The following is a 5,631-nucleotide window of genomic DNA, read 5'->3' on the forward strand; positions in this document are numbered from 1 at the left end:
GGCCCTCACCCCAACCCTCTCCCAGAGGGAGAGGGGGAGAGGGGGAACTCAGCGCACCACGCGAAAGCTGTCCGCGTTTTCCTTGAGCCAACGCTGGGCAAGACCGCGCGTCTGCTGCTCGGGCGCGGCAAACGCTTCCTGGTCCGGGTGGAAGCCGCGCCTGAAGTAGGCCAGCAGCGGGCCCATGGTGTACCACATCGCACCCTTGCGGCCCCAGAAGAATTTGAGTGCGCTCCACCAGGTGCCGGGCTTGAACAGTGTGCCGTCGTGCCAGAGGTTGAGCAGCGTCTGCCGCCCCGAGTCGAAGGTGAACACCAGCACCGCATAGATGTACCAGCGTATGCGCCAGCCATAGCTGCCCTGCACCGCCTGGTAAAGGTCATAGGCCACGGCGCGGTGCTCGGTTTCCTCGGCCGCGTGCCAGCGCCAGAGTGTCTGCATTCTCGGATCGGCGCTGTCGAGCGTATGGTTGTGGCGCAGCAGGTAGTCGGCCAGTACCGCCGTGAGGTGCTCATAGGCGGCGGTCGCGGCGAGGAAGTGGCGCGCGTCCACGCCTCTTTTTCGCGCGTACTCAATGCGGGCGGTGGCCCAGTGTTGCCAGCGGTTGACCAGGCCCTGCGTTTCCAGGTGCGCGTTGTAGAGCGCATGGATGTGGCGGTGTGTGGCCTCCTGGCCTATGAACTGCGCCACCGCTTCGTGCAGCAGGGCGTGCTCCGGCGTCTGGGGCAGCAGCTTGGCGCAGTCGCGCACCGAGTCGATGAAGGATTGCTCGCCCACCGGAAAGCTCATGGACAAGGCGTTGTGGTACTGGCTCAGGAAGGCGTCGCCGCCGTACCAATGGCGGTCAAAGCCCTGGCCCAGGTCGATCTCGAGTTTGCGCACGGTCAGGCCCGAAGGGCTGGCTGATGCCGTGTTGGGCGCGGCCGGGGAAATGGGAGCGATGGGGGAGGGGGTCGCGGTTGAGGTCATGAAATCCTGGTTCAAGTCAAACCTTGCACAAACACTGATTCATGAGCATTATTCAGTTTTACCGCTGGTCCCACAACTCGCCTACCGCTCAGTTTTCACGCCATGACCCTTCCAAGCCCGCCATCGGGCCCAATCCCCTCTGACAGCATGCGCAAACTGCCCACGCAGGACCGCGCCCAACGCACCATAGAGACGATTTTCCAAGCCACTGCTCAGATTGTGGAAAGCGATGGCGAAGGGGCTTTGACCACCAACAAGGTCGCCAAAAAAGCCGGGTTTTCGATCGGCACGCTGTACCAGTATTTCCCCAGCAAGGAGGCCATCCTGCTGGCCATGATCAACCGCGAACGGCGGCGCGTGCTCAATGAGTTGCAGGCCTTCATGAAACGCGCGGTTCACGAGCGGCGCGACGCGGAGTCCACGGTGCGTGAGCTGGTGCACACCCTGGTCGAGTCCTTCGGCAGCGGGCCCAAACACAAACGGGCCATGATCCGGCTGGCTTGGCGCATGGACCATCACGAGAACATCACGCAGGCGCTGCGCGAGGCGTCCGAGCGCAATGCCTTTGCACTGTCGCAACTGGGCGACCCGGCGTTGAGGGCGCCGACCCCTGCCATGATGTTTGTGGCCACACGCGCGGTGATGGGTGCGATCCGCAGCGCTTCGCTGGAAGACTCGCCGCTGCTGGGTACGCCCGAGTTCGAGGACGAGCTGGTGCGCATGGTGCTCGGTGTGATTCGCGCCTGAGCAGTCTTTCGCGATCCGCGATCAGGCAGGTCAGGCCGGCTTGGGTGGCTTGGGCACGCGGCCCATCAGGTAGAACTCGGTATTGGGCTGCATGTTGCTGAAGCTGGCCATGCGGTTGGAGAGGCCGAAGAAGGCCGTGATGGCCGCGATGTCCCAGGCGTCTTCGTCGTCAAAGCCGTGGCCGTACAGCGCTTCGAAGTCGGCGTCTTCAATCCGGTCGGCCTGCAGGCAGACTTTCATCGCGAAGTCCAGCATGGCGCGCTGGCGCGGCGTGATGTCGGCCTTGCGGTAGTTGACCGCCACCTGGTCGGCGACCAGCGGCTTCTTTTCATAAATCCGCAGGATGGCGCCATGCGCCACCACGCAGTAGAGGCAGTTGTTGGCCGCGCTGGTGGCGGTGACAATCATCTCGCGCTCGCCCTTGGTCAGGGTTCCGGCGGGGTTGGAGCCTTCTTCCTTGAGCATCAGGGCATCGTGGTAGGCAAAGAAGGCACGCCACTCGGCGGGGCGGCGCGCCAGCGCCAGGAATACATTGGGCACAAAGCCGGCTTTTTCCTGCACTTCGAGGACCTTGGCCTTGATGTCCTCGGGCAGGTCCTTGAGTTCGGGGGCGGGGTAGCGGGGGGCTGCGCCTGGTGTCGCGGGCTTGGTCGTCATGAGGGTTTCCTTCAAAGGCTTTATAAGTGGCTCGGCTCAAGCGTAACGGCAAGACGGCCGATCCGGCCACGTGGGCCTGGCGTCAAACGCATGTAATTAATAAAAACTATTAAATGAATACTTTTAATTGTCTTTGAGTATTTTGCAGCGAAATCTAGACTGCGTTTCATCCCATATTCATAAAAGGAGTTCAACATGGCTGATCACACGACGCAAGGCGAAAGCGCCTGCCCGTTCTCGGGCGGCGCCCGCAAACACGCGCTGGCCGGCGCCCCAGGCAACGCCAGCTGGTGGCCCAACCAGCTCAACCTCAAGATTCTTCACCAGAACTCCCCCAAGGCCGACCCCATGGGCGAGGCCTTCAACTACGCTGAGGAATTCAAGACCCTGGACCTGCATGCCGTGGTCAAAGACCTCCATGCGCTGATGACCGATTCGCAGGACTGGTGGCCCGCGGACTACGGCCATTACGGCCCCTTCTTCATCCGCATGGCCTGGCACAGCGCGGGCACCTACCGTATCGCCGACGGCCGCGGCGGCGCGGGTTCGGGCATGCAGCGCTTCGCGCCGCTGAACAGCTGGCCCGACAACGGCAACCTCGACAAGGCGCGCCGCCTGCTGTGGCCGATCAAGCAGAAGTACGGCCGCAAGATCTCCTGGGCCGACCTGATGGTGCTGGCCGGCACTGTGGCCATGGACTCCATGGGGCTGAAGACCTTCGGTTTTGCCGGCGGCCGCCCCGACGCCTGGGAGCCGGAAGAGGTGTATTGGGGGCCCGAAGCCGAGTGGATGGGCGACAAGCGCTACAGCGGCGACCGCGAACTCGAAAACCCCCTGGGTGCTGTCCAGATGGGCTTGATCTATGTGAACCCCGAAGGCCCGAACGGCAACCCGGACCCCCTGGGTTCGGCGCGCGACATCCGCGAAACCTTCGCGCGCATGGCCATGAACGACGAGGAGACCGTCGCACTGACCGCCGGCGGCCACACCTTCGGCAAAGCCCATGGCGCCGCCGAGCCGGGCAAATACGTCGGCCCCGAGCCCGAGGGCGGCAGCCTTGAAGACCAGGGCTTCGGCTGGACCAACAAGTTTGGCGGCGGCCATGGTGTGCACACCATCACCAGCGGCATCGAAGGTGCCTGGACCAACAACCCCATCAAGTGGGACAACGGCTACTTCGAGAACCTGTTCGGCTACGAGTGGGAGCTGACCAGGAGCCCCGCGGGCGCGCATCAGTGGAAGCCCAAGGATCCCGCCGCGGCGACCGCGGTGCCGGACGCCCATGATCCCGCGCAGCGCCACGCGCCCATGATGACCACGGCCGACATGGCCATGCGCATGGACCCGGCCTACGAGAAGATCTCGCGGCGCTTCATGGCCAACCCACAGGAGTTTGCGGAGACTTTCGCCAAGGCCTGGTACAAGCTCACGCACCGCGACATGGGGCCGGCCGCGCGCTACCTGGGCCCGCTGGTTCCCAAGGGACAGTTGTTGTGGCAAGACCCGATTCCGTCGGTCGACCATGAACTGGTCGGAGAGAACGACATTGCCGCTTTGAAGGCCACGCTGCTCGCATCCGGGCTTTCCATCACCCAACTGGTCACGACGGCCTGGGCATCCGCCGCCACATTCCGCGGCAGCGACAAGCGCGGCGGTGCCAACGGCGCGCGCATTCGCCTTGCGCCGCAAAAAGACTGGGAGGTCAACCAGCCGGCCGAGCTTGCGAAAGTGTTGAAGGTGCTGGAGGCGATCCAGGCCGAATTTAACGGCGCACAATCCGGCGGCAAGAAGATTTCGCTGGCTGACCTGATTGTGCTCGGCGGCTGCGCGGCCGTCGAAGCAGCGGCCAAGAGGGCAGGGCACGATGTGAAGGTGCCGTTCTCGCCGGGACGAACGGACGCTTCGCAGGAGCAGACCGATGTGCATGCCTTCGCCGTGCTGGAACCGACAGCGGACGGTTTCCGCAACTACGGCCGCAAGGGGCAGGAAGCGCGCGCGGCCGAACTGCTGGTGGACAAGGCCAGCCTCATGACGCTGAGCGCTCCCGAGATGACGGTGCTGGTCGGCGGCATGCGCGCCCTCAATGCCAACGTCGGCCAGGCCCCGCACGGTGTTTTCACCAAGCGGCCCGGCACCTTGAGCAACGACTTCTTCGTGAACCTGCTCGACATGCGCACCAAGTGGCAGAAGTCCGCCGGCGATGAGGGCGTGCTGGAAGGACGTGATCGCGCGAGCGGTGAGATCAAGTGGACAGCGACCGTCACCGACCTCGTCTTCGGTTCGAACTCCCAACTGAGGGCCATCGCGGAAGTCTATGCCAGCAGCGACTCACGCGAAGTATTCGTGCGGGACTTTGTGGCCGCCTGGAACAAGGTGATGAACCTGGACCGTTACGACCTGGCTTGAACCGCGTTGAAACAGCGTTGAACAGTGTTGATCTTGCCCGCTCCGGTGAAAGCCTGGGCGGGCTTTTTTGTTTTCCACTACGCTTGGGTTTTTAAGAACCTGTTCTAACGAGCTCATGACCCAGATAAAGATACGCCGTTGCGAAGAAGCCGACTGGTCCGCCGTCTGGCCGCTGCTGCGCGCCACCTTCGAAGCCGGCGACACCTATGCCTTTTCGCCGCAAAGCACCGAAGCCGAAACCCACGCCGCCTGGATGGAGGCGCCCCGCGCCACCTACGTGGTGCGCGAAGGTGACGCCGGCGATGGCCCCGTGCTCGGCACCTATTTCATCAAACCCAACCAGCCGGGCCTGGGTTCACATGTCTGCAACTGCGGCTATGTGGTCGCACCCGAAGCCCAGGGCCAAGGCCTGGCCTCGGCCATGTGCGAACACTCGCAGCGCGAGGCCCTGGCCATGGGTTTTTCCGCGATGCAGTTCAACCTGGTGGTGTCGACCAACGAACGGGCGGTTCGGTTATGGAAGCGATTGGGGTTTGAGGTGGTGGGGACTTTGCCGAAAGCTTTTCGGCATTTGAGGTTGGGGTTGGTTGATGCGTTTGTGATGTTTAAGACTTTGGGGTGAGCCTGTTCTTGTTCCGACGGGGTGCTCTTCTTTAAGTTCAGTTGGCCGGGACTCGCCCCGGCTGGCGACTTACTTTCTTTTGCTTCGCCAAAAGAACGTAAGCAAAGAAAAGGCGACCCGCAGTCTGGGTCCCTACGCTGCGCTACGGGCAACCTGCGGTGCTCGAGCCAAGCGGGGTCAAAAACAACTCGCCTGCGGCTCAAACACGTTTTTGCCCTGATCCGCTTGTC

The 5,631-nt window shown here is 63.1% G+C and carries 5 protein-coding genes; 3 read left to right on the top strand and 2 right to left on the bottom strand.

The window, feature by feature from the left end:
- Positions 1-48: 48 nt before the first annotated feature.
- Positions 49-969 carry a metal-dependent hydrolase gene (locus AC1DXS_RS24580; RefSeq protein ID WP_477740061.1) on the bottom strand — a complete coding sequence of 307 codons (921 nt, stop codon included), beginning with the start codon at positions 967-969 and terminating at the stop codon, positions 49-51.
- 147 nt (positions 970-1,116) lie between these two features.
- On the opposite strand from AC1DXS_RS24580, the gene AC1DXS_RS24585 reads away from it, so the two are divergent.
- Positions 1,117-1,716 (top strand): TetR/AcrR family transcriptional regulator, encoded by a 600-nt coding sequence (locus tag AC1DXS_RS24585; protein ID WP_477740062.1) that lies wholly within the window; start codon positions 1,117-1,119, stop codon positions 1,714-1,716.
- Between the two features lie 30 nt (positions 1,717-1,746).
- Here AC1DXS_RS24585 and AC1DXS_RS24590 read toward each other — a convergent pair whose 3' ends face one another.
- Positions 1,747-2,373, bottom strand: a complete 627-nt coding sequence (locus tag AC1DXS_RS24590) for a peroxidase-related enzyme (RefSeq protein WP_477740063.1) — start codon at positions 2,371-2,373, stop codon at positions 1,747-1,749.
- A 195-nt stretch (positions 2,374-2,568) separates the two neighbouring features.
- Here AC1DXS_RS24590 and katG point away from each other — a divergent pair, with 195 nt between their 5' ends.
- Both katG and AC1DXS_RS24600 read left to right on the top strand, forming a co-directional pair.
- Positions 2,569-4,779 carry a catalase/peroxidase HPI gene (gene katG, locus AC1DXS_RS24595; RefSeq protein ID WP_477740064.1) on the top strand — a complete coding sequence of 737 codons (2,211 nt, stop codon included), beginning with the start codon at positions 2,569-2,571 and terminating at the stop codon, positions 4,777-4,779.
- A gap of 115 nt (positions 4,780-4,894) precedes the next feature.
- Entirely contained in the window at positions 4,895-5,401 is a 507-nt protein-coding gene (locus AC1DXS_RS24600) for an N-acetyltransferase family protein (RefSeq protein ID WP_477740065.1), read from the top strand.
- Positions 5,402-5,631: the final 230 nt, after the last annotated feature.

The sequence above is a fragment of the Polaromonas sp. P3_B1 genome, from assembly GCF_056402935.1.

Bases quoted from the DNA above. Each gene is read 5' to 3' on its own strand.
- AC1DXS_RS24580 (WP_477740061.1), bottom strand. From the start codon at position 969: ATGACCTCAACCGCGACCCCCTCCCCCATCGCTCCCATTTCCCCGGCC.
- AC1DXS_RS24600 (WP_477740065.1), top strand. From the start codon at position 4,895: ATGACCCAGATAAAGATACGCCGTTGCGAAGAAGCCGACTGGTCCGCC.
- AC1DXS_RS24585 (WP_477740062.1), top strand. From the start codon at position 1,117: ATGCGCAAACTGCCCACGCAGGACCGCGCCCAACGCACCATAGAGACG.
- AC1DXS_RS24590 (WP_477740063.1), bottom strand. From the start codon at position 2,373: ATGACGACCAAGCCCGCGACACCAGGCGCAGCCCCCCGCTACCCCGCC.
- katG (WP_477740064.1), top strand. From the start codon at position 2,569: ATGGCTGATCACACGACGCAAGGCGAAAGCGCCTGCCCGTTCTCGGGC.